Below are 23,607 nucleotides of genomic sequence, written 5' to 3' on the forward strand. Positions count from 1 at the left end.
CTTTGAAAGGAGCTTTAAGGGAAATGTTTGGAGTTAAAGCATTAGTAAACAGAGCTACCATTTTATTTTGCAAGAGAAAATTGTATTAGAAAAGAGTGTTTAAATAAAGCTGGGTTTGTAATTTATTATTAAAAATATAAATTGATAAGCATTGTTTTACCTTTCTGTTAATTGATAATGAAGGGGATAGGGATGGCTTGCATTCATTGAAATAAAAGTGCTTCTTTAATTTAACTAATTTAAATATACTACATCATGAAAATCAATCCTTATTTAAATTTTGACGGAGATGCTGAAGAAGCATTTAACTTCTATAAATCTGTTTTTGGTGGTGAATTTAGTGCCTTGATGAAAATGAGCGAGGCTCCCGGTGCTGAGAAATTGCCCAAAGAAGAGCAAAACCGGGTAATGCATATTTCTCTGCCCATCGGCAAAGATATTATTCTTATGGCTTCTGATATCATGCCTTCCATGGGACAAACCCTTAAAAAAGGAAACACAAATTATATTTCCCTACATCCGGAAAGCAGAGAAGCAGCAGATCGGCTCTTTAATGGACTATCCGATGGAGGAGAAATTGAAATGCCCATGGAGGATCAGTTTTGGGGAGATTATTTTGGTAGTTTTACTGATAAGTTTGGAATCAATTGGATGGTGAATTACAATCCTGAAAATGCCGAATAATTAGTGTAAACCCAAAGAAAAAAAATACCGATCTTAAGGCAATAAATGGCTGTATGCGTAGCAGGATCAGCACATTTATTGCTTTATTATTTTAAATTTGATTCTATCCTAGCATAGAAAGATATAAGCATATTATTCATCTTTAAGCTATCTTTATTTTATTCCGGTAGAGAGGAAAAAAAGAGGATGTCAGTTCTAATTCATTTTGTTTTATTCATTTACTTTTCTAAATATTTCATAGTTCATCTTTGGAATTTTATAAGCTCCTTTTAAAGGGTTTCTTATGGTTTAAGTGCAGATTTTGGCTATTTTGGCACAATTATTCATTTTTAATTGAAAGAGATAAAATTTCACTTGCTTCCAATCAAATTTAAGCCCACCCAATAACCAAAGCTAAGAAGAGGAAATCACCAATAGTAATCTTCAGCAGATAAGTCACCACCTACTTGCAGCCCTGTGGTCTCAAAGCTGAGCAGTATTACTAAGGAAACTTTCTTTTTTAATTTATTGAAACATTAATCCTACAGAATTTATTTAAAATGAATGCAGCACAAAAATTAGGTTTTTCAGAAAGCACCAAGCTTTTGATAATCCATGCAGATGATGCAGGGCTTGCACATGCCGAAAACAGAGCAACCATTCAATCTCTACAAAGAGGGGTTGTAAATTCGTACAGTATCATGGTACCTTGTCCATGGTTTTATGAAATGGCTATTTTTGCCAAAAATAATCCCCAATATGACAATGGGGTTCACCTGACCTTGACCTGTGAATGGGAAAAATATCGGTTTGGCCCGGTGCTGCCTGTTTCTGAAGTTCCAAGTTTAGTCGATGAAAACGGCTTTTTCTTTAAGAAGAGGGACAAGCTAGCCCAAAATGCCACAGTTGAACACGTTGAGAAAGAACTAACCGCCCAAATTGAAAGAGCCCTGAAAATTGGAATCAAACCTACCCATATTGATTCCCATATGTATAGTGTCGGCGCCAAGCCTGAATTTTTAGATGCCTATCGCAGAATCGGGAAAAAATACAAATTACCCCTGGTACTTAGTAAGCAGCTTTTTGAAATGGTAGGCCTAGAAGTGAACCTGTCTAGTTATGAAGAAGAGCTATTTGTCGATAATGTGCATATGGGAGATTTCAAGTATTTTGAAAAAGGAGAACTAGCAGGTTTTTATGCTGCTGTTTTAGACAAGTTGGAGGGAGGGTTAAACTTGATTTTAATTCATCCTGCTTTTGACGATGATGAGATGAAAGGAATAACAATAAATCATCCCAATTTTGGTTCGGAATGGAGACAGATAGACTTTGACTTTTTTACCAATGAGGAGGTCAAATCAAAACTCAAAGAGCAAAACATTCAATTGATTACCTGGGATGAAATTAGAAAAAAAATATACGGGGGCTAAGGAATCGAATTCAAAATAGTAATTTTCTTTTAAGACTTAATAGAGAGAAATATGCTTGGATACTTTTTTACGCTAATTATGATTTTCAATGTAGCTTAATAAAATTAATAGCATCATTTTATTAAATATGCTATTTTGATGAGGCCCATCAAGTGCCTGCTTTCTTTTCCTTCCCATAAAATCCCACAATCTCAGTTGGGAGATTTTATGGATATCTCGATTTTTGACTTGCTATCAGTTAACCGGCACTTTGACTTTTTTCTATGTAAATGAGCAATTAAATTTAGACGCTAGACAATGCATTAACATTAAATTTTTCTTGCTATTGATCGATAAGTCATAGAATTATAGAAGATTTGGTTAAATTGGCTTATAAATTAGTTGTTGAAAGTCAGGGACTATATTTTATATAATTAAAACAGTTAAAAAAATAGTTCTGCCAATGAAAATTTCTCTTTTTTTAATGGTCTTTCTACAAGGGCTGATAATTTCATCTTGTTCCTCAAATCCTGATAAAAGTGAGCATACCGAGTCGAATGAAAAGCGTCCTGTGCTTGCAGATACAATTAATAAGGCCACTTCTATTGAGGATACGCTAAATACAAATGCACTATTGGAAAAGAAAATAGCGAAAGATTCAACAGACGCAGATCCTACAATAAACGCTGTTGTTTTGGTGGATGAAGATCCAAAACCATTAAATTTAGGCGAGATTTATCAGGCTATTGGCTACCCTTCCAAAGCCAAAGAAGCAGGAATTGAAGGCAGTGTAGTTGTCAGAATCCTCGTTGGGGAAAATGGCGAATATTTAAAGCATAAGATTATCACAAATGCACACCCTTTACTGAGTAACTCGGTTGATCTTGAGGTAAAAAACCTTCGGTTTACTCCTGCAATGAAAGCAGGGCAACCTGTAAAAGTTTGGATAAATTTACCTTTTAAATTTAAATTGGTGAATTAAGTTGAAAATGATATGTATGCATTTTTTTTCTATTGCGATAGCGTTCAATTGATTCATTATTAGAGATTATACTTGCATACGACCTTAACTGCTGTTGTTAGGTTAGCTTATTTCCCAACTGCATAAGTAAACAGTCAAAAGAAGGACACTTTAGGGAAAAATGTAAATATTAGAAAATACAGGTAGCCGCTTAATCGAAGTTTATAATTAAAGTTAATATTGAAGATCAAAATACAATATAGAAAATGAATAAAATAATTATTACCACAACAGACACCATACCGGGAAAAGAAATAGTCGAAATTTTAGGTATAGCCAGAGGAAGTACTGTAAGATCCCGAAATATTGGCCGAGATATTTTTGCAGGACTGAAAACCATAATTGGAGGGGAAATTGAAGAATACACCAAATTACAAGCCCATTCAAGGGAGCAGGCTATGCAAAGAATGGTTCATGATGCACAGATCCTTGGTGCAGATGCAATTGTGAGCGTTAGGCTTACTACCTCTATGGTAATGGAAGGAGCATCAGAAATCTTAGCCTATGGAACAGCTGTAAAGTTTACCTGAAATGGAACCGTTTTTTAAACTGATTATGGGCATTCAGTGGGTTTTTTGGGGCGTCATTTTAGTTATATTCATTTTCCTGATGATTAGGCGAATCAATATCAAAGATGGGGAAAACTTTGAAGATCGAGACAACTAAAATTCATCATAATTTACTCATCTGTTATTTCATTATTAGCGAATGCTTATTTGAGAAACCATTCTTTTGAACTATTGAATTATTGGTTAAATTCTAATAATAGGATATTAGTTTTAATAATGGGCTTTAGGTAAATTTTTATACCCGGCTTATACGATCAACTGAGAAATTATGGGTTAAGGCTAATAAAAATTGAAAACTTTCAATATTTTCATTTACATTTTATCCTTCTCTCAACTTGGATCAGTTCGTCCTCTGGTTGAGTACGCACAAAAATGCTAGGCTATCTTAGAATTACTCCTTATTTTTTTCCGTAGCTTCCTTCTGGCTTTCAGCATCCCAAGCATGATCGTTAATGCTGAAGCGTCGCTTTAGCTCAAAGGAAACGAGGTTTTCCTGCATTTCTATGGACTTTTTCATTTTGGAGATAAGGGTGTTTTTGTCATGTTTTACCTTAACCAGTTCCTCCAAAGAGTCTTCATCATATTTAATGAAATTTTGGCCTAATACATGCACTGTATGCGCTCTAAAACCTAGTTTTACCAGTACATCTTTCCCTAATTTTACCGCACTTTCCAAATTTTGTATGTAAACCTGGGAAACCTCTAGATCTTTTAATTCAATGGCTTCCAGTTTGTCTTTTGCTCGCACCATCAGTTCCAAGTTTGGAAAATGCTTTTTGACCAATGAAACCAAGTGGTAATTGGTTTCAGGATTTCTGATGGCAGAAATAAGAATATTTGCCTCCCCGGCCCCGGCCATTTCCAGTAGGTCTACCCGGGTAACATCTCCATAATACACCTCAAATCCCATTTTCCTCAGCAGGTCAACTCGGTCAGAGTCGTTGTCCAGAATGGTAGCTTTTATTCCATTCGCCCTTAAAAATCTTCCCACTGTACTGCCATAGTTAGAAAAACCTGCAAGAATTACCTTGTTGGATTCTTCCATTTCATCATGAGGCTTATCGTCTTTCTCTTTGGTGCCAATATAGGGGAGGAGAAGCCGTTCATTGAGCAATAATAACAGCGGAGTAAAAGTCATGCTTATGGCAGTCACAGCCATAAAAATCTCTGTTGTTTTTGCATTCATGATATGTAATTCGGTGGCAAAGGAGAAGGTTACGAAGGCAAACTCACCGACTTGGCTTAGACCTAAAGCAAATATTAGGTTTTGATCTGTGCTAATTTTATTCACCTTGCCAATCCCAAAGAGAACAAGACTTTTTATCAACAAAACAGAAAGGGCAATGGCAAAAACCATCAATGCATTTTCGCTGATCAATCCAAAGTTAATGGAGGCACCGACTGCGATAAAAAACAATCCTAGTAATAAGCCCTTGAATGGTTCCAGGTCGCTTTCCAGTTCATGCTTAAATTGTGAATTGGCCAATACCACGCCACCTAGAAAAGTGCCCAAGGCAGGGCTCAAACCTACCATCTCCATAAGGAAAGCAATGCCAAATACCACCAGCAAAGCTCCACCTACAAAAAGCTCTCTTAACCTGGTTTTTGCCACTAAACTTAGCATGGGGCTTATTACATAGCGTCCTGCCACCACTATTAATATGACCGCACCGAAGACCAATATCGTTTGCAGCCAACCGGGAAACTGGGAAATAGGGCTCATATGTTCCATGTCCACGTCTGAGCTGGCAGCCAAGGCGATTAAAGGCAATATGGCTAGAATTGGAATTACCGCAATGTCTTGCATCAATAGCACCGCAAAAGAATTTCTTCCTGCAGCAGTATTCATTTGATCTTTTTCTTTGAGCGACTGCAAGGTAATGGCTGTTGAGGAAAGGGCAAGGGAAGTACTTATAGCAAGGGATTGTCTCCACCCGGTACCTATAAAATAGAGGAAGCCAAAAAAGATTAAGGTGGTTAACAAAACCTGTGAAAGCCCTACCTTGGTAATCATCTGCCTCATTTTCCATAGTTTGGAAGGCTCAAGTTCCAAGCCAATAAGAAATAACATCATGACCACTCCAAATTCTGCAAAGTGCATGATGTCTTCTCCTTCCTCCCCAATAAAGCCGAAAATATAAGGGCCGATGATTATGCCTGCTAGCAAATAGCCCAAAACAGAGCCCATTCCAATTTTTTTGGCTAAAGGAACACATATTACTGCGGCAGAAAGGTAAATGATGGCCTGAAATAAAAACCCGTTTTCCATGATGCTATTGGTTGAAGTCGTTTAAAAAGTTAAGCTTCATTAAACTTTCTAGCTCTTTCTTATCCCTAAGATGCAGGATAAGGGATTTAAAGTCGTTGGCTTCTTTTTGCAAATTGTGTACGCTTATATTATGGGTTCCAGCTACATGAAAGGGAGGCAAATAAATCATGTTGCAGAGGCTTGCTGTTTGCTTATAAGGCAATAAGAATTCTTTTAAAGGATAACCATGATGACCTTTTTCACTGTAAGCATCCGGAGAGCCTCCCGTACTAATGGCATTGAATAGGTATTTTCCCTTGAGGTAGATACCATTGTGTCCATAGGCCCAGTTGTATTCCAAGACCAAATCCATCCATTGTTTCAAAAGAGGCGGAGCAGCATACCAATACAAGGGATGCATCCATATGATGATATCGGCCCCAAAAAGGGCTTCCTGTTCATGCTGAACATCTATATTAAAATCCGGATAGCGCTCATATAAATCGGTGATTTGAACATTGTCCAAACCACTAATAGCATCCAAAAGGTTTGCAATAACTCTTGAATGCTCCAATTTGGGGTGTGCCATCAGGACCAGTATATTTTTCATCTTTTTTTAAATAAGCAATAATAACATTTCAGGCAACCGAAATAAGAATATTCAGTGAAAGTTTCCAAGTTATTGGGCTGATTTTGCCTGAAAACAGAACTTGCATGATAGGCAAATACCTAATTGCCTATTGACCCAATATCGGCCGAATCATAGTCATTTCAGGTTGAAAGATAGTCTTCAATAACCAAAGCTAGTTATTTTTTTGCATAGATAGGAAAGCTTTTCCGGTAAAGGACAAGTATTTGCACGCAATTAGGTGCTAATTATTCCATCGTCAACCCTTTCCGAAATCTTTGAAAAAAATGAATCACCTTAAAAATTACCGAAGGCTGAGATTGTATAGGAACAATACATGGAAGGGAATGATCCAAGCTAAATTTTAATGAGATCAATACAATAGCTTATCGTCCCTCTCAATACCTGCAAATATGGGCTATTAGTATAAAATGAATTGGACTGAATTAGTTTAATTATACATTTACTATTGATAATGAAAACAAAAATTTTTTATGTAATAATACCTATTTTTTTAATTGAATTTTTACACTTAAAGGTTTGGATTTATAATAAATTTCACGCAAATTGGAGAAGAGTTAATGAATAAGGTTTTGAGATAGCCAACTGTAACAATTAACCTTTGTCTGGGTTAATTTAATATTTTTCCAAAACCTTAATGAATACTTTTAAACTGACTATTATTTATTCATTCTGACATATTGTGGGATTTTTTAATTCCTGTTGTCTTGTTGTTTCATTTCTGTTATACTGACTGATGATTTTTGAAGTTTTTCAAATATTAAAAGAGCAGATCAACCATTATTTTGAGGGATTAGGGCTGGAGAATTCTGATGTCGTGATAGATAATATCGCCATGGCTGAAGGGACCACCGAAGCGGCAGATGCCATGAGAGATAAGATGGTTTTGACGCTTGTAAATTTACATGAGGAAGGTGCATTAAAAAACTTTCCTAACCAACGATTTAACGATGGAAAAGTGGAGTACAAGAATAGGGTAATCAACCTACATTTATTCCTGCTTTTTTCTGCCAATAGAAATCTTTACAGTAACTCTTTAAGGGATCTATCTGCAGTGATTAAATTTTTTCAAGGAAAGAAAAGATTTAATCAATACAATACAGTATTCAATAGAGAATTGGAAGCAATGGAAAATGTTGGAGATTTCGATTTCTCATTAGAGCTATATACCCCCACCTTTGAAGAGATGAATTTTATCTGGGGAACCTTGGGAGGGAAACAACTGCCTTCAGTTTTATATCAACTCAATATACTTTCTTTAGAACGGGATTTGACACATAGTGAAGGTCCTTTGATAGAAAGTGTGCATACTGAGCTTAAAAAGAAAAACTGACCATGATAGCTGCTCAATATAAGAAATTGTTTTTGCTAAAGGTATATCATGCCTACTACCTCAATAGTGGAGAGGTGGCTTTTGAGGATTTAGAAGAAGATGACAGACAGTCCAATCTAAGAAAATACAATTGGCAGGATTTCTTAAGAATAACTCCCACCCAAGCTACCTTAAAAAACTTCAAAAGATTTCAGTTGCTCTATAGATTTACCAACGAAGGGATAATCGTTTTTTCTCGGGTGATGGAAGAAAATGTTCAAGAAAGCTTTATCAATATAGAACAGGATTTGGTATTGTCTTTTCTTATTTCTTATAAGGATCCTTATTTTGAAAACTATACGGCCATGGATCCCTTGTCGAATGGGAAAATTCTACTGTCAAATTTTATTCCTCAGCATTTTCAGGAGGTAGATTTTGAATTAATGCCTACAGAAAGTGAGAATACTGTATTTTCAGAGGCCTTTGTAGTTCCCAGAGAAAGTGTTGATACTTATTTTGCTGAAGGGGTTAATCCTAACGAAGGCAATCAAGCAAAAGGTCTCCTTTTGGTAAGTATGCAAGGGGAAAATGGGAACTTGAATGTCACGAATGTAAATGGTACCCTAAAAGTTAATCCAACAGTTTTCAAGATTAATTTTGACAATAGAAGTACTTATTGGACCTACCACCAGCAAGCAAATAACAGCAGTGTAACCACCAACTCCCCAAAGCCACTGACTAAAAACGGTTTCGTTCAGATCCAATCGGATTCAGATTTTGATGAACCCAATGATGATTTGAGTGAATTAAAATTTCCCAACCCAAGTGTTGAGCGTATCAGGATAGATGAAAACAATTATTATTCAGAAATTTATATTTAACAGGTTGAACCATGGCAGCAAATTATAGAACCCCAGGTGTATACATTGAGGAAATATCGAAATTTCCCCCATCCGTAGCCCAAGTAGAAACCGCAATTCCGGCTTTTATAGGTTACACAGAAAAAGCTAGAGAAAAGGAGGCTGACACAAGTGAGACATTGTACTTGGAGCCTAAACGAATTGTTTCATTGCTGGAATATGAGACATATTTTGGTGGACCGGAGCCGGAGATGGGACTTAAGGTTCAGGTAACGGAAGAGGCCGGAGAGAAATCAATTTTGGTGGAGGCTCCAGATCCCGAGGACAAATCGCCTTTTCTAATGTACTATGCGATGCAGGCTTATTTTGCCAATGGAGGAGGTCCTTGTTACATAATTTCAGTAGGGATATATGATGATGCGGATCCGGTTACCCCTGTAACCATGGCAGCTTTAAATACAGGTTTACAGGAATTGGAAAAGGAAGATGAGCCAACTTTGATTTTATTTCCTGACGCTACCTCGCTTCCTGAGGCTGCAGAATTTTATGCCATTTACAACAATGCCATGGCTTTGTGTAGGAAAATGAGAGATAGGTTTACTATCATCGACACTTACACCAATACTATGGAAACAGAGATTTCTTTGGAGTCAGGGGTGAGAGAATTAATAACTTCTGATATTGAAGAAAAGAAATATGGGGCTGTTTATTTTCCTTACTTAGAGACCATTTTAAATTACAGCTATGACCCGGAACAAACCGAGGTTTCACACCTAATAACAGACGCTTCTCCGGTTTCTGATATCTTAGAAGAAGTGGATGATATCCTGGTAGAGGCAGAGGGGATCATGACAGACTTACCTACAGAAGTATCCGGATTAACTGCTGCAGATTCCACCATTCAAGGAGGTACCGATGAGGATGCAGTGACCAATAAAAGTACGGTTGTTGATCCATTGAGTGCAATTGTAGATGCATTGAACGAGTTTGTAGGTCTTATGGCTGAGATTGTAGAAGATACCAATAATGTAGCGGCTATGGCTCAAGAGCAAGACGAATCACTTGCCACCGCAGCTACTGAAGCGGCTGATGCCCTAAATGCCGAACTCGAAGAAGCCGGAGATGTTCCTTCCTTTATTGCCACACTTCAGGGGCATCTGGATATTTTAAATCAAGACATTGACGGAACAGCAGTTAAGCAGGCATCAGGAGATGCAAATACAGCGCTTACCGGTACTGATGTTAGTGCCTTGCTCCAATCAGTATTAGATTTAATAGATCCTGCTATTTTGGACGCAATGTTAGATATTGAGGAGCTGGATATGGAATCAGAAGGTGCACTTAATGGGCTGGCACTTAGTGAGGTTGAAGCCATAGACAGTGCTACTTACAATAAGATTAAAGCAGAAATAAATAAAGTTAAGGTGATCTTACCGCCTTCCGCCCTAATAGCAGGGATCTACGCCAAAGTGGATTCAAATATTGGAGTATGGAAAGCTCCTGCCAATATTTCCTTAAATTATGTGGTCAAGCCTACTGTAAAAATTACCAATGATATGCAGGATAGGTTGAATGTAGACACCATTGCGGGAAAGTCAATAAATGCTATTCGCTCATTCACGGGTAAAGGAACCCTAGTTTGGGGAGCCAGAACCCTCGCCGGAAATGACAATGAATGGCGTTTTGTTTCAGTGACAAGGTTTTTCAATATGGTGGAGGAATCTGTGAAAAATGCCACCCAGCAATTCGTGTTTGACCCTAACGATGCCAACACTTGGGTCAAAGTTCGGGCCATGATTGAGAACTTTCTAATCCTTCAGTGGAGGGCAGGCGCATTGGCCGGGGCCAAGCCTGAGCAAGCTTTTTACGTCCGGGTTGGGTTGGGTCAAACCATGACGGCTATGGATGTTTTAGAAGGAAAAATGATTGTAGAGATAGGCATGGCGGTTGTCCGCCCTGCAGAATTTATCATTTTGAAATTTTCACACAAAATGCAGGAATCCTGATTTCTTGTTTTAACCCTTTAAATGTAAAAAATCATGAGTTATCCATTATCGAAGTTTCATTTCTCCGTTGATTGGGGAGGAACAATAATAGGTTTTACGGAAGTTTCTGGTCTTGATGTGGAAACGGAAGTCATTGAATACAGGCATGGCGCTAGCCCGGAATACAGTAAAATAAAGATGCCGGGACTTCAAAAATACAGCAATATTACCCTGAAAAGCGGGACTTTTGCAGGGGATAATGAGTTTTATGAATGGTGGAATACGGTCAGCTTGAATCAGATAGAGCGCAGAGACATCACCATAAAACTTCTGAACGAAGAGCATGAACCTGTGGTGACATGGAAAGTAAAAAATGCCTGGCCTACCAAGATTCAATCCACCGATTTAAAAGCAGATGGCAATGAAGTAGCCATCCAAACCATGGAATTGGTGCATGAAGGTCTTAGCATACAAAATGAATAACTATGGCTGATACTTATCCCTATGTAAGCTTTCATTTTAAAGTCTCTATTGCGGGATTGGAGGATACAGAAGATACTTATTTTCAATCTGTCTCAGGGTTGGATGTGAGTATGGATACAGAGGAATATGCAGAAGGTGGGGAAAACAGGTTCAAGCACAAACTACCTGTAAAAACCAAATACTCCAATTTGATTTTAAAAAAAGGCCTGGCAGGTTCAACGGGGCTGACTGACTGGTTCAAAGAGTCCATGGAGAATTTCAATTTTGAGACCAAGACCATTACCATAGATTTATTAAATGAGAAACATGAACCCTTAGTTACATGGAATGTGGTCAATGCCTTTCCCGTTAAACTGGCCATTGAACCTTTCAATTCAATGGAGAGCAAAATGGCCATCGAAAGCATGGAATTTTCATACCAATACTTTACAAGAATCAACTAATGGCAATAAATATTAAAGAAATGCATATCAAATTTCATGTGGAAGAAGCAGGGAAGGCGAAAAAAGGTGCAAGTGTGGACAAAGAAAAAGTAGTAGCTGAATGTGTGGAACAGGTGATGGAAATCCTTAAATCTAAAAAAGAAAGGTAATTGTCATGAGTGAAGGGAAATTAGAGAAGCTAAAATTGATCGCATATAGCGATCCTGAATTCAGTGATAAAGTAGCCGATGGAGAGTTTACAACCTTGCTAAATCCGGAAAAATATGCTTATCAGTACAAGATTGAGCAGAATGAGGATCAGGCCCCCGGAACCAGTGCTGCTCCCATCAAATTTAGTAAAAAGCTACCTGAAGAACTAGATTTAGAATTTCTATTTGATAGGACAGGAATAGTCAAAGGGAAAGAAAAAGCTGAAGATGGCATTATCGATGATATTGAACATTTCAAGAAGGTAGTCCTTGACTACAATGGGGAAGAACATAAGCCAAATTATGTAATGATATCCTGGGGTAGTCTTTTATTTAAGGGCAGCTTGGTGGAAATGACGGTGGAATTCAAGCTATTTAGGCCAGATGGTACACCTTTAAGGGCAGTAGCCAAGGCAAAGTTTAAAGGTTTTGTTGAGGATGATCTAAGGGTAGCAAAAGAGAACCGAAGTTCTCCGGATTTAACCCATTATAGAATTGTCAAAGCTGGGGATAATTTGCCCTTGATGGCACAAAGGATTTATGGAGATCCAAAGTATTATTTAGAAGTGGCGAGGGTAAATAAACTGGTTAATTTCAGGAACCTAAGCCCCGGCCAAGCCATTTATTTTCCTCCCATTGACAAGCAAGGTTCTGCATAAAATTATAAGATAAAGATGATAAATACCGGAAGTATAGTTTCCTTGACTGTTATGGTTTCCCAAAATGAATTGCCTGATACTATTCAGGTAATGAATGTTTCAACTCACCGAGAATTGAATAGAATTCCAATGGCCAAAATAGTGGTTTTAGATGGGGATCCGGCCAAAAGTGATTTTCCTATTAGTAACGAATCGACCCTGTTACCCGGCAATGAAATTGAGGTATTAGCGGGTTATGATGGTGAAGTGGTAACCATATTTAAAGGGATTATAATCAATCACAAAATAAAGATTAGAAGTCAAGGTGCTATATTGGAAATTGACTGTAAGGATCAGGTATTTAAAATGGCCAAAAACCGCAAATCGGGCTATTTCTACGATTCCAAAGACAGTGATTTGATGGAAGAATTAATCACAAGAAATGGGCTTGAAGCAGCTGTGGAATCTACCAATTATGCCCATCCTGAGATGATCCAATACCAGTGTACCGATTGGGATTTTTTGGTGGCAAGAGCCCAAGCCAATGGTATGGTAGTAAACGTAGAAAATGGAAAGGTTCAAGTTGCTAAACCTGATCCCGGGCAAAGTAGTGTGAGGTCTGTACAGTTTGGAGATAATATTATGGAGTTTGATGCTGAAATGGATGGAAGGAACCAGGTTCCCGGAGTTTCGTCTTTTGGATGGAATCCTACCGACCATGAAATGATAAAAATTGAAGCGACCAACCCGGCCTTTAATCTCAATGGCAACCTTAGTCCCGATGAATTATCGGATTTGATGGGTCTAGATCCTGTGGATCTAAAAAATGGAGGTAAAATTGCTGATGCCCTATTACAGGATTGGGCAGATAGCAAGTGGATGTTTCAGCAGCTTGCCAAAACTAGAGGGAGAGTAAAGATTCAAGGAAATTCTGAGCCCGTTCCGGGTCAGTGTTTATCCCTAAATGGGGTTGGTAACCGGTTTTCCGGAGATGCCTATGTTTCCGGAATTAGGCATCAGATTGCGGATGGAAATTGGACAATGGACGTGCAATTTGGGATGGACCCTGAATGGTTTACAGAGCAATTTTCTATTCATACCCAACCTACTTCGGGGCTATTAGCAGCGGTAAAAGGTTTGCAAGTGGGGATAGTTTCTCAATTGGAAGGTGACCCCGACGGTGAAGACAGAATCATGGTTAAGTTTCCTGTGATCAATGAAGAAGAGCAGGGAGTCTGGTGCAGGTTAAGTTCCTTAGAAGCAGGCGATGAAAGAGGTTTTGCTTTTCGACCTGAAATTGGGGATGAGGTAATTGTGGGCTTTATCAATGAAGACCCCAATCAAGGAGTGGTCCTTGGCATGTTAAACAGTAGCAGCCATCCCAGTCATTTGGAGCTTTCGGATGACAACCATCAAAAAGGATATGTTTCCAGGTCTGGAATGAAGGTGATGTTTGATGATGAGTTGAACAAAATGGAAATAGAGACTCCCGCAGGAAAAAAAATTGTGTTGGATGAGGATGAGGATGCCATTACCATTACGGATGATCATGGAAATTCGGTTACCATGAATGGAGAGGGCATAGTGATGGAGAGTGGATCGAATATGACCATCAAGAGTACGGGTGATATTAATTTGGAAGGTGTTAACATAAATATTAAATCTCAAGCCGAATTAAAAGCTGAGGGCAGTGCAGCTGCCACACTTTCCAGTAGTGGTACCACCACTGTTAAAGGTTCATTGATACAAATAAATTGATAATAGTATGGGATTACCTGCAGCAAGAATTACAGATATGCATGTTTGCCCGATGGTTAACCCCGGAGGAGTACCTCATGTTGGAGGACCTATATTACCGCCGGGAGAACCCACCGTATTGATCGGTGGAATGCCTGCGGCAAGGGTAGGGGATATGGCTACTTGTTCTGGTCCGCCGGATAGCATTGTAGCAGGGTCATCTACGGTTTTAATTGGTGGAATGCCGGCAGCCAGAATGGGAGATAGCACCAGCCATGGCGGGTCTATCGTGGCAGGATTGCCCACTGTACTTATAGGTTAAAAAGGATAGGGATATGGAAGATGATTTAGATTTTTTAGGGAAAGGTTGGAGTTTTCCACCAGTTTTTGAAAAAGATTCAGGCTCTGTGAAGATGAGCACAGGCCTAATAGATATACAGGAAAGCCTATGGATCTTATTGTCAACTCGCTTGGGTGAAAGGGTAATGCAGCCTAAATATGGCTGCCAATTGGATGAGTTACAGTTTGAAAATTTAAACCGGACAACCATAACCTATATATCAGAGCTGATTCGGACGGCCATTTTATACCATGAACCAAGAATAGAAGTTGAAAAAATTGAAATTCTTGAAGAAGAATTGGTTACTGGAAAGGTATTGATCAAGTTAAATTATTTGGTCAGAAGTACCAATTCCAGAATGAATATGGTTTATCCTTATTACTTGAATGAAGGAACATCGATATAGTAAATATGCAGCCAGATAACCTGAACATATTAAAAGTCTTGTGGAGGAAAGGCACCTCCCAAGCAATGAGAATAAATCCGGCTTTGGATCCATCAACTTTAAATTTAATGGATCTGGACTTAGGTGACTGGTTGCTCTTTGCCAATAATTTTGCTAGATATATACCTTTTTTTCCGGCCGACACCTCAAAGGTCACCATAGACAATTGGCAACTGTTTTTTGATGATTTACAATTGGAGGAAACCCTGCCTGAAAAAGGTAGTATTGCTTATAATAAGTTGATTCAATCAATTCATAATAGACTGGAGCTTTTTGAAAAAGAGGGAAACTTAAAGCCCCAGTTAACCTTGCTAATAACTTTTTTGAAGCTTTTAGAAAATTCCAGTCACAGCCTAAATAATATTACGAAAAGGCACTTGGACTTTTATTATAAGAAAGTATTGCGATTCTCTAAATTAGCTCCTGTTTCTGATGCAGCATTTCTTGTAATAGAAAGTGGTAAAGGGCCCAAGCCTATTTTAACCAAAGGGACAACCTTCGATGGAGGTGTGGATGACACCGGGAAAAAACGTACCTATAGCTTGGAATATGATTTTATTCCTAATCTTGCCCAAGTAAGTCAAATAAAAAATAGGTACATTGACTCCGGCGGGAAAAAAATTAAAGTGAGTCAGGTTGCTGATTCTCTTGATGGAAGGGGGGAGGCATTTAAAGATGACAACCAAGGATGGTGGCCTTTTGGTCATCCCTTGGCCAATGCAAGTTACCCTGAATTGCAGGATGCTTCATTCGGATTTGGAGTATCGGTCACCTCTTTGTGGTCTTCAGCTGACTCAGATAAGTATTTGAGTTTTTCGTTTACATTTAAAAAGAACCTGCCATTTTCCGGTTCCGCTCATGATATCCACCAACTTTTCTCCGTTGAATATACTGGTGATAAAGGATGGGTTGCACTTTCTCCAAGTGATCACCCGGAAAAAAGCAATTTTAAATCCAGTATATCAGGTAAGCAACTTACAATTGTCCTTTTTGTGGGTAAATCCCTACCTGCAATTGTGGATCAACAAGCGAAAATTCATGGCGGTATCAAAGGTAAAGGAGCTCCATTGATATGGTTTGACATAACTTGCAATTCTACCAAAGCCTTTCAATGGATAAAAGGAATAGGAGAGACACCCCTTCAAAACCTTACCATTCAAACCAGCTATAATAATATCAATACACCAATTATTGAGTCAGATTTAGGTGTCTTAAACCCCGAAAAGCCTTTTCAACCCTTTGGAAGTATTCCTAAAAAAGGGAGCAGTTTCTACGTCAAGTATTCCGAATGGGAAAAGAAAAGCCCTAAAAAAGTCAGCTTAAGTGGAAAATGGGCCAACACACCTGAAGACTTCAAAGACTGGTATTATGGATACAGAGACATTGGGAGTCAATACCTGAGTAAAGACAATTACTTTTCGCAACACTTTGTAGCCAATGCAAGTTTGGCTCAACCCATTAAGTCGTTTTTATTGCAGCCCACAGGTTTTAGGGGCCCTTTATTAGACAATAAAATTATAGTAAATCCAGATCCGAATAACCTTATTGTTAAAGGGAATAATCACTTTAAAGCAAGTCTTTCACTTAAGGAAGATCAAGGATGGGAAACAAAGTTACCGGAAGAAGTTTTGTTTGAAACTGATAGTGAAGGTTTCAAAACCAGTTTTGATATTTTGCCCGAAGGAGGAAACTCCCGATTGGAGCTTAGGGAAGGCATTAAGATAACCTTATTGCAGTCTTTCCTCTCGGAAATGTATCCTAGAATTTATGCCTTGGCAATGTCTAGTGATCAACCTGAAACGCCTATTCCTAATGAACCGTATATCCCTTTATTGGAAAACCTTCAGGTGGAGTACGAAACAGAGGATTTGTTTAATTTAAGCAATTCCGAGGAATCTGATTTACAATTTTTTGTAAGGGATGATTTTGGGTGGTATGAGGAAAGTAAAAGTACAAAAACAGCCTTGGCTCACACACCTGACAATGAATTGTATGCCTTTCCTTTTTCCCCAACGGCAGGTGAAATGTGTATTGGCATTTCAGGCTTGGCTCCTTTGGAGCAACTTTCTTTACTGATTCAGGTATTGGAAGGAAGTGAAAACCCCTCCCTAAATAACCCAGATGATAATGAAGGATTAAAGTGGTCCGTTCTAGCTGGCAATTATTGGCTGGAGCTAGAAAGGGAACATATTGTTTCTGATCAGACAGATAACTTGCTTAAATCAGGCATCATCACTTTTTCCTTACCGGAAGAAGCTTTTTCCTCCCACCAAAGAATGGACAATGCATTGATATGGATAAGGGTAAGTTCGACCAAGGCATATAATGCTACGAGTAGGGTACTGGGAATTTTCGCCCAAGCCATTGAAGTAGTTTTGGTTGACAATGACAATGATTTGAGTCATTTAAAGGAGGGACTGCCTGCCCAAAGCATTACCAAAATGATCGCAAGAAAGGCAGGAATTAAAAGTGTAACCCAACCTTTCAATTCCTTTGGAGGGAAGGCAACAGAAAAAGACAATGAATTTTATATCAGAGCGAGTGAAAGGCTGCGGCACAAAAACAGAGCTGTTTCACTTTGGGATATGGAGCATCTGGTATTGCAAGCCTTCCCTGAGGTATATAAGGTCAAATGTCTTAACCATACCTGTTCAACCTCCTTCTTGTCCCCCGGTCATGTGATGGTTTTGGTTATCCCTGACACCTTGAATAAAAATGTGTATGACATCTTTCAACCAACATTTAGCGCTGCGAAGTTAAATGAAATCACAGGCTTTTTAGAAGAGAAAGCTGCACCAAGACTAGCGATTAAAGTGGTCAATCCACAATATGAGGAGGTAAGAATTAGGCTTCAAGTAACCTTTAACCAGGGAGTAGATAAAGCATTCTTTATGAATGAGTTAGAGGAGGATATCATAAATTACCTTTCACCATGGACAAGTGGAGAAAAACTAGCGATAGATTTTAACAGTCATTTCAATAAAAGTAGCTTGGTATACTTTATTGAAAAATTGAGTTATGTGGATTTTATCCAAGAACCCAGAATATTTAGAAACAATGTAGAGATGGGCAATGATATTCTTCCAAGTAGTCCCAAACATGTATTGGTGGCTGCAAAATCTCATGATATTTCCATTTATGCCCCCCTTAGTAATTGATAAATGATGGATCAAAACACATATCGTCCCATTTCAAAAGAAGTTCATTCACAAGATGACCAAGACTTTCATTTTCTAAAGGAAGAAGGAATTAAAGTTATTCAAAGATTGGGCAATAAACTTTGGACGGATTACAATACCCATGATCCTGGTATTACAATATTAGAAATTCTAGCCTATGCCATAACTGATCTGGGCCATAGGCTTTCCCTGCCTGTGGAAGACTTACTGTTGGGAGGGGATAAAACAAACTACCTTAAAAAGCATTTTCATATGGCCCCGGATGTTTTGCCATGCAAGGCATTGACTGAGTTGGATTACCGGATGCTATTTATGGACATTGAAGGTGTCAAAAACAGTTGGATTGAGCCTTATAAGAAAGAAGTTTTTATGGATTGCAAAAACTTAAAAATGGCTTATGAACCTGATATTTGGCAAGGGATTCCGGAGAAGGATAAAAAGTCATTTGAGTTAAAAGGACTGCATAAAATATTGGTAGATGCGGCTGATGAAATTCCATTTGATCAAATAAGAAAAAATGTGATGCGGGCTTACCATCAGAATAGAAACTTATGCGAAGACTTGGTGGAAGTGCTACCTGTGGAGGCGCATCCAATTCAGGTTTGTGCCATTATGGAGTTGAGCCCTGATGCAGATGAAGAGTTGATTGCTGCAACAATTGAATGGAATATTGAACAATACTTCTCACCCAATCTTCATTTTTACTCTTTTGAAAACATGCTGGTTAAAGGGTATTCTGCTGATGAAATTTTGGAGGGGCCCTATTTGAAACACGGCTATTTGGATCCGAAAGAAATACAGGCTGCCAAACTTAGAACTACTATCAGCCAATCTGATATTATCCACTTGATTATGGATATTGAAGGGGTGGAATCCATTAAGGATTTAAGCCTTAATCATTGTGATGAATCCCTTTCAGGTAATGGTTGGGTAATAGAAATTCCGGAGGGTAAAAAACCTGTTTTATGTGATAAAAGTAAGTTTAACTTTTACAAGGGCTTGCTGCCCCTTAATGTTAATCAGGAGGCCGTTTCTAATTATAAAAAAACACTAGGTGACCAATTTAGAGAAGAACAATATGGGATCAAGGAGAAAGGGTTTCCATTACCTGAACCTTATGGTCATTCCCTTGAAGAATATACCAGTATACGGAATGATTTTCCTGAGGTATATGGTGTAGGTCCACTTGGTATTCCTGAAAGTGCCAAAGGAATGGGGCGTCAGGAAAAAGCCAACCAATTGAAGGCTTATTTAACCTTTTTTGATCAAATTTTGGTCAGTTATTTTAAGCATCTCGGTCAGGTTAAAAACTTATTGTCCGTTTTTGATACCCAAGAAAGGACTTATTTTACTGCCAGCATTGTGGATATTGGAGACCATCAGACATTTTTAGGCGAGTTTTATGATAGTGGCAACTTATATGGAGACTTGATGGCTCCCTTTGATGAGCGAAACAAAAGAAGTCAACAACTCAAAGATCATCTTTTGGCCCGTTTTGGTGAGAAATTTTCTGACTATGCATTTTTAATGAAAAAAATCTACGGCTCAGGAGTAGATGAACAGGTGTTGGAGACCAAGTCTTATTTCCTAAAAGAGTATGGCAATATTAGTGCTGAGCGGGCCACGGCCATGAATTATTTTAGGCAATCCCCAAAAAACTTATGGAATAGCTCCAACGTGTCAGGTTTTGAGAAAAGGGTTGCTTTATTGGTGGGGATAAAGAATTATTTCCGAAAAAACCTTTCCAAGTCTTTTGTTGAAATTTTCCCTACCTCCAACTCAGAAGGGGAGGCTGGTTTTAAATGGAGAATTTATGACCTGAATAATAATATTTTATTAAGCTCCAATAAATTCTACTATGGCAGAACTGCTGCCCATAAGGATATTTACTTGGTGATTCAGCAGGTCAAGGCAGTATCTCTCGAAATGATTAACACTGTCCTTGATCAATTTGAAGATGTTCCGGAGGAAAGTTTCTATTTCGCTTGTTTTCAGGTGAGTATTTCCCCTACCGGTAGATTTTCATTCGGGATATCTGATCCGGATATTATTAATCAGGATAGCCCGGATTTTATTATTGCAAGCCAACAGAAGTTCTTTACTTTTCAAAATTTCAAGAATGCCCTGTTGAGTTTTAAGTCATTTATGGCTGAGCATATGGATGATGAAGGAATGTTTGTGGTCGAAAACATTTTGTTAAGGCCGGATTTTAATGAGGAAGATCTAAATAATCAGCATTTTCTTCCTTTTTGCAAGGATGATTGTGGGCCAGGTAATTGCCTGGACCCATATTCATATAGAGTTACCATCGTATTACCGGGCAATTCTTTTAGGTTTGCTGATAGGGATTTCAGGGATTTTCTCGAGAATATTATCAGGGAAGAATTGCCTGCACACATTTTAGCCAAAATCTGCTGGATAGGAAGGGCCAATACAGGCGATTTAGAACAAGAAGACCAAATGAGTCCCTTCGAACAAGCCTATGAATATTTTCTCTCCGGCCTTACAGTTGGAGATTTCCAATACCACGAAGCATTTATAAAAATATTATCTGAATTGCATTCCATTTACCCAACAGGCACATTGTATAATTGTGAGGATGAAGATGAAAGTAATGCAATGAGGGATACAATAATTTTAGGAAGATCTAATTTAGGAACCATTTAATCCCGTAGGCCATGTCAAATAAACTAAGTTCCGTAACCTACCAATATAGAAACTATAAGGCTGATCAGGTGCTTACGCATACCCAGCTAAATGAGACCATTGCCTATTTTGAAGATCAAAATAGGTTGACGCGGGTGGCACTGACTGGTGTGGGCATCATTCATGGGTTGACCATTTCCAAAGGAGTATCTGAAACCGGGGACGAATTTATAGTCAGCCAAGGTGTGGGGATAACCACTGATGGCGATTTAATTGTCCTTCACAAACAACTGTCGGAAGAGCAACCCAAAGAAAATACAATCTCAATAGACAAACTATCATTTACTCATTTTAGAGTGTTTATTGACGATAAAGCAAAATACTCTCCTTATTTCTATATTGATGAGGAGCAAATACCCATTTGGGAGTTTTGCAATGAGGAAGATGTTGATGCCCAGCCATTGTCAGCACTGGAAAACTGGGAGGACATGAATGTTTTGGCCTATCTGGAAAGTTATCCAAAAGGGGAGGACATTTGCGGTGATATCAATTGTGACAACCAGGGGATAGAGCAAATTTCTAAATTGCGTTTTTTAATGCTAGAGGATGCTAGCATTCAAGGACTGGTAAACCAAGATGAGATCCTATCTAAGGATTTAGCAAATAAGGAACTCTTTGGAGAATTGGCACCAATTCATTTGATGAAGGTGGTTCACAATGGGCAAAATTCAACAGATTTATCACAAATTGATAAACTTTATCGGGAAGCCTTAGAAAATGGTAACACTATAGAAGAATTGGGTAAAGGACTTCAAGCAATTGTTGAAGGCTTTGGGTCAATCCTAGAACCAGCTGAAGATACAATAAACTTAATCGAAATATATAATGAAAGAATCGAAGCGCTTTTTAATAATCCCTCAGAGGATTATAACTTCTTTCAATACCGATACCAATTGGCCAAAGACCTTATCGGTACTTTTAATGAGTTAGTAAAGGAAATAAAAGAATTCGATTTTTGGCCCAATCCAAAAATTACCCCATTTCCCAAGCATCTTCAATTAGGGAAATTGGATGGAACAGGTTTTCGCCATGATTTTTATAAATCTCCTGCATTGGGCAGTTTTGAACAGAGAAAAATTGAAATCAATTCTTTAATCAAAAAGGTGATAGCACTTTTAAGATCTTTCGAAATAAAAACAGATCAAGGCTTGAGGATTATACCGAATGGTAAGCGAAAACACAATGCCATTTTCCCTTCGATCCCATTTTACTATGTCAACAATGAGGAATTAATTAGTAATTGGGGTTCGGCTTCCGAGCTCATTAGCTTTTATTACGGAATGGGAAACAATCCATTGTTACTAGAGTTTGATGGTGTTGACAGCTATTTGATTGGTGGACATTTGGGCACAGAAGGGGAGAACACCTTTCAAGCCATTAATTCGATGATAAGTCAGTTTGGGTTGGAATTCAAAGTCTATCATTTTGATCTTTCAGTAAATCAGAAAGAGCTTAAAAAGCTTCTTAAAGATCACCCATCTTGTACTACTTCTGGAGGGGTTCCAAAAGCAGGTACTTATATCTTGCTGAGTCAAGATAACAAAGTTTTTGCTGACCTTTCATTATCTTACCGTGTAGTGGATGAAAGCGGACTGATTGGGGCCAGCCACATCAAGGTTGCAAGTTGTAGTTATCCTTGGATTAGTTCTTTAAAATACCTCAATAATTTGTCTAGAAGTATAAAAGGATCTGTAAGGAGGTTTGGTATTCAGCCCAAAAGTTATCGCTTGGCGGTCAACAGCTACACCATCAATGAAACCCCCATAATCACAGGGGCAGTAACCCTTGAAATACCCTTTGAACAGATATATAAAAGGAGAATGCATGCCATTACTGAAGCCTTGAATGAAAGGTTTCCTAAAGGATTGGTGTTTGATTTTGATGAATCTTTAAAACGGTTTGTTATCACTCGTCCATTTGATGATGAATTCAAGGTGAGTTTTTCGGACAATACCTTAAGTATAAACTCCCCTTCCTATACCTATACTCAAGATGGCATGGTGAAATCGGATAGGACCTATAGAATTGATTCAATCCGTTGTGAAGAATTAAAAAAATATAGAGAAAGCACCTATGTGCAATTGCAAAACGAATTTGCACCAATAGAAAAAGATGATGATTATGGTGCCTTTACCGGCAAATGGAAACAATGGTATGATTTGATTGATGATTTGATGACAGATTCTAGATTTACCGGAGAAAATAATCCTAGAATTCCAGAAAGTATAGAAGATCTTCCCAATTCTGTTTCCAGAATTATCAGTAGAGTGCAGCGAAGCCTGGAGGCTTCACAAATCCCTCATGATCTTTACCTAACAGGTGATTGGGTAAATGGAAGTTGGGCTAGCATTGAAATGATCAATGAATATAAAAATTCTACCAATACAAACGATACCATTTTTAGGTTTTTAAACTTGAGGAGTAGTCTTCACAAAAAAGACCAAGCATCAAAAGCCTCCCTTGTGGTGGTCTTAGCTAGAGAGATAGATAGGGAAAGAATGATCACAACCCTTAGTCCTTTCACTGAGTTGGTAGATGTTTATATTGAGGTTCCAGCTGTAAGAAACCAACCACGTACCATTGATACCATTACTAAGCTTAAACTCTAATACATGAAAAAGGACCAATCATACAAATTCCGGATGATGATTGGTCCTCTATGGGCTTCTTTCCTATTCCACAAACTTTAATCTCTAGTCTAGTAGTATAAGCGACTCAAAAGTGATGTAAAC

19 protein-coding genes are annotated in these 23,607 nt (G+C 38.3%); 17 read left to right on the top strand and 2 right to left on the bottom strand.

What is annotated here, in order from left to right; all coding sequences use genetic code 11:
- The first annotated feature begins 255 nt into the window (after positions 1 to 255).
- The 4 genes from ACYVHJ_RS22685 to ACYVHJ_RS22700 all read left to right on the top strand — a co-directional run bounded on the left by ACYVHJ_RS22685 (position 256) and on the right by ACYVHJ_RS22700 (position 3,623).
- Positions 256 to 684 carry a VOC family protein gene (locus ACYVHJ_RS22685; protein WP_339901413.1) on the top strand — a complete coding sequence of 143 codons (429 nt, stop codon included), beginning with the start codon at positions 256 to 258 and terminating at the stop codon, positions 682 to 684.
- 539 nt (positions 685 to 1,223) lie between these two features.
- Complete coding sequence (locus ACYVHJ_RS22690; RefSeq protein ID WP_460519676.1) at positions 1,224 to 2,093, top strand: polysaccharide deacetylase family protein; 870 nt, start codon at positions 1,224 to 1,226, stop codon at positions 2,091 to 2,093.
- Between the two features lie 442 nt (positions 2,094 to 2,535).
- The gene (locus ACYVHJ_RS22695; RefSeq protein WP_460519679.1) at positions 2,536 to 3,054 is read left to right on the top strand and encodes an energy transducer TonB; all 519 of its coding nucleotides are present in this window, start codon (positions 2,536 to 2,538) and stop codon (positions 3,052 to 3,054) included.
- A 245-nt stretch (positions 3,055 to 3,299) separates the two neighbouring features.
- Positions 3,300 to 3,623, top strand: a complete 324-nt coding sequence (locus ACYVHJ_RS22700; RefSeq protein ID WP_460519682.1) for a YbjQ family protein — start codon at positions 3,300 to 3,302, stop codon at positions 3,621 to 3,623.
- A 430-nt stretch (positions 3,624 to 4,053) separates the two neighbouring features.
- On the opposite strand, the gene ACYVHJ_RS22705 is transcribed toward ACYVHJ_RS22700, so the two are convergent.
- Complete coding sequence (locus tag ACYVHJ_RS22705) at positions 4,054 to 5,931, bottom strand: monovalent cation:proton antiporter-2 (CPA2) family protein (protein ID WP_460519685.1); 1,878 nt, start codon at positions 5,929 to 5,931, stop codon at positions 4,054 to 4,056.
- A 4-nt stretch (positions 5,932 to 5,935) separates the two neighbouring features.
- Positions 5,936 to 6,520, bottom strand: coding sequence for a glutathione-regulated potassium-efflux system oxidoreductase KefF (gene kefF / locus ACYVHJ_RS22710; RefSeq protein ID WP_339901420.1), 585 nt, complete (start codon positions 6,518 to 6,520; stop codon positions 5,936 to 5,938).
- A 775-nt stretch (positions 6,521 to 7,295) separates the two neighbouring features.
- Here kefF and ACYVHJ_RS22715 point away from each other — a divergent pair.
- Genes ACYVHJ_RS22715 through ACYVHJ_RS22775 form a run of 13 tightly spaced genes read left to right on the top strand, consistent with a single transcriptional unit; the run spans position 7,296 to position 23,484 of the window.
- Entirely contained in the window at positions 7,296 to 7,892 is a 597-nt protein-coding gene (locus ACYVHJ_RS22715; RefSeq protein WP_460519689.1) for a Pvc16 family protein, read from the top strand.
- Between the two features lie 2 nt (positions 7,893 to 7,894).
- Positions 7,895 to 8,752, top strand: a complete 858-nt coding sequence (locus ACYVHJ_RS22720; protein ID WP_460519692.1) for a hypothetical protein — start codon at positions 7,895 to 7,897, stop codon at positions 8,750 to 8,752.
- An 11-nt stretch (positions 8,753 to 8,763) separates the two neighbouring features.
- Positions 8,764 to 10,737, top strand: a complete 1,974-nt coding sequence (locus ACYVHJ_RS22725) for a phage tail sheath family protein (protein WP_460519695.1) — start codon at positions 8,764 to 8,766, stop codon at positions 10,735 to 10,737.
- Between the two features lie 33 nt (positions 10,738 to 10,770).
- Positions 10,771 to 11,199 (top strand): phage tail protein, encoded by a 429-nt coding sequence (locus tag ACYVHJ_RS22730; RefSeq protein WP_303612179.1) that lies wholly within the window; start codon positions 10,771 to 10,773, stop codon positions 11,197 to 11,199.
- Between the two features lie 2 nt (positions 11,200 to 11,201).
- On the top strand, positions 11,202 to 11,642 hold the full coding sequence (locus tag ACYVHJ_RS22735; RefSeq protein ID WP_303612180.1) for a phage tail protein: 441 nt from the start codon (positions 11,202 to 11,204) through the stop codon (positions 11,640 to 11,642).
- Entirely contained in the window at positions 11,642 to 11,791 is a 150-nt protein-coding gene (locus ACYVHJ_RS22740; RefSeq protein ID WP_460519700.1) for a DUF5908 family protein, read from the top strand. Before ACYVHJ_RS22735 ends, ACYVHJ_RS22740 begins: the two co-directional genes overlap by 1 nt.
- Positions 11,792 to 11,796: 5 nt before the next feature.
- Positions 11,797 to 12,489, top strand: a complete 693-nt coding sequence (locus ACYVHJ_RS22745) for a CIS tube protein (protein WP_339901451.1) — start codon at positions 11,797 to 11,799, stop codon at positions 12,487 to 12,489.
- A gap of 15 nt (positions 12,490 to 12,504) precedes the next feature.
- Positions 12,505 to 14,226: a type VI secretion system tip protein VgrG gene (gene vgrG / locus ACYVHJ_RS22750; RefSeq protein ID WP_460519703.1), complete on the top strand. Its 1,722-nt coding sequence runs from the start codon at positions 12,505 to 12,507 to the stop codon at positions 14,224 to 14,226.
- Positions 14,227 to 14,233: 7 nt separating this feature from the next.
- A complete protein-coding gene (locus ACYVHJ_RS22755; protein WP_303612184.1) occupies positions 14,234 to 14,527 on the top strand; it encodes a PAAR domain-containing protein in 294 nt (97 codons plus the stop codon).
- A 13-nt stretch (positions 14,528 to 14,540) separates the two neighbouring features.
- A complete protein-coding gene (locus tag ACYVHJ_RS22760) occupies positions 14,541 to 14,951 on the top strand; it encodes a GPW/gp25 family protein (protein ID WP_339901454.1) in 411 nt (136 codons plus the stop codon).
- Between the two features lie 5 nt (positions 14,952 to 14,956).
- The gene (locus tag ACYVHJ_RS22765; protein WP_460519708.1) at positions 14,957 to 18,148 is read left to right on the top strand and encodes a baseplate J/gp47 family protein; all 3,192 of its coding nucleotides are present in this window, start codon (positions 14,957 to 14,959) and stop codon (positions 18,146 to 18,148) included.
- Positions 18,149 to 18,151: 3 nt separating this feature from the next.
- Positions 18,152 to 20,836 carry a hypothetical protein gene (locus ACYVHJ_RS22770; RefSeq protein ID WP_460519711.1) on the top strand — a complete coding sequence of 895 codons (2,685 nt, stop codon included), beginning with the start codon at positions 18,152 to 18,154 and terminating at the stop codon, positions 20,834 to 20,836.
- An 11-nt stretch (positions 20,837 to 20,847) separates the two neighbouring features.
- Positions 20,848 to 23,484, top strand: coding sequence for a hypothetical protein (locus tag ACYVHJ_RS22775; RefSeq protein WP_460519714.1), 2,637 nt, complete (start codon positions 20,848 to 20,850; stop codon positions 23,482 to 23,484).
- Positions 23,485 to 23,607 lie beyond the last annotated feature (123 nt).

The sequence above is a fragment of the Cyclobacterium sediminis genome (genome assembly GCF_054781075.1).

Bases quoted from the DNA above. Each gene is read 5' to 3' on its own strand.
- ACYVHJ_RS22685 (WP_339901413.1), top strand. From the start codon at position 256: ATGAAAATCAATCCTTATTTAAATTTTGACGGAGATGCTGAAGAAGCA.
- ACYVHJ_RS22690 (WP_460519676.1), top strand. From the start codon at position 1,224: ATGAATGCAGCACAAAAATTAGGTTTTTCAGAAAGCACCAAGCTTTTG.
- ACYVHJ_RS22695 (WP_460519679.1), top strand. From the start codon at position 2,536: ATGAAAATTTCTCTTTTTTTAATGGTCTTTCTACAAGGGCTGATAATT.
- ACYVHJ_RS22700 (WP_460519682.1), top strand. From the start codon at position 3,300: ATGAATAAAATAATTATTACCACAACAGACACCATACCGGGAAAAGAA.
- ACYVHJ_RS22705 (WP_460519685.1), bottom strand. From the start codon at position 5,931: ATGGAAAACGGGTTTTTATTTCAGGCCATCATTTACCTTTCTGCCGCA.
- kefF (WP_339901420.1), bottom strand. From the start codon at position 6,520: ATGAAAAATATACTGGTCCTGATGGCACACCCCAAATTGGAGCATTCA.
- ACYVHJ_RS22715 (WP_460519689.1), top strand. From the start codon at position 7,296: ATGATTTTTGAAGTTTTTCAAATATTAAAAGAGCAGATCAACCATTAT.
- ACYVHJ_RS22720 (WP_460519692.1), top strand. From the start codon at position 7,895: ATGATAGCTGCTCAATATAAGAAATTGTTTTTGCTAAAGGTATATCAT.
- ACYVHJ_RS22725 (WP_460519695.1), top strand. From the start codon at position 8,764: ATGGCAGCAAATTATAGAACCCCAGGTGTATACATTGAGGAAATATCG.
- ACYVHJ_RS22730 (WP_303612179.1), top strand. From the start codon at position 10,771: ATGAGTTATCCATTATCGAAGTTTCATTTCTCCGTTGATTGGGGAGGA.
- ACYVHJ_RS22735 (WP_303612180.1), top strand. From the start codon at position 11,202: ATGGCTGATACTTATCCCTATGTAAGCTTTCATTTTAAAGTCTCTATT.
- ACYVHJ_RS22740 (WP_460519700.1), top strand. From the start codon at position 11,642: ATGGCAATAAATATTAAAGAAATGCATATCAAATTTCATGTGGAAGAA.
- ACYVHJ_RS22745 (WP_339901451.1), top strand. From the start codon at position 11,797: ATGAGTGAAGGGAAATTAGAGAAGCTAAAATTGATCGCATATAGCGAT.
- vgrG (WP_460519703.1), top strand. From the start codon at position 12,505: ATGATAAATACCGGAAGTATAGTTTCCTTGACTGTTATGGTTTCCCAA.
- ACYVHJ_RS22755 (WP_303612184.1), top strand. From the start codon at position 14,234: ATGGGATTACCTGCAGCAAGAATTACAGATATGCATGTTTGCCCGATG.
- ACYVHJ_RS22760 (WP_339901454.1), top strand. From the start codon at position 14,541: ATGGAAGATGATTTAGATTTTTTAGGGAAAGGTTGGAGTTTTCCACCA.
- ACYVHJ_RS22765 (WP_460519708.1), top strand. From the start codon at position 14,957: ATGCAGCCAGATAACCTGAACATATTAAAAGTCTTGTGGAGGAAAGGC.
- ACYVHJ_RS22770 (WP_460519711.1), top strand. From the start codon at position 18,152: ATGATGGATCAAAACACATATCGTCCCATTTCAAAAGAAGTTCATTCA.
- ACYVHJ_RS22775 (WP_460519714.1), top strand. From the start codon at position 20,848: ATGTCAAATAAACTAAGTTCCGTAACCTACCAATATAGAAACTATAAG.